Raw genomic sequence first — 221 nt, forward strand, 5'->3', positions numbered from 1 at the left:
GTCACGTCGATGGCGGCTTCGGTAGGGCCATACAGGTTGTACAGGCCGGCGTTCGGCAACTTGGCGAACACCTGCTGCTGCGCGTCCACCGGCAGGGCCTCGCCGCTGCAGACGATGCGGGTGAGGCTGGTGCAGCTCGGCACACCGGCATCCAGCAGGAAGGCCTGCAGCATCGACGGTACGAAGTGCAGGGTGCTGACCTGGTGCTGGTTGATCAGCGC

The 221-nt window shown here is 66.1% G+C and carries 1 protein-coding gene; it reads right to left on the reverse strand.

Annotation, left to right across the window (positions count from 1 at the left end):
• Positions 1 to 221 (reverse strand): AMP-binding protein (locus tag QMX96_RS26910; protein WP_282362750.1); only part of this gene is annotated, 221 nt, incomplete at both ends.

Source organism: Pseudomonas sp. PS01300 (assembly GCF_029960155.1).
Taxonomy (GTDB): domain Bacteria; phylum Pseudomonadota; class Gammaproteobacteria; order Pseudomonadales; family Pseudomonadaceae; genus Aquipseudomonas; species Aquipseudomonas palmensis.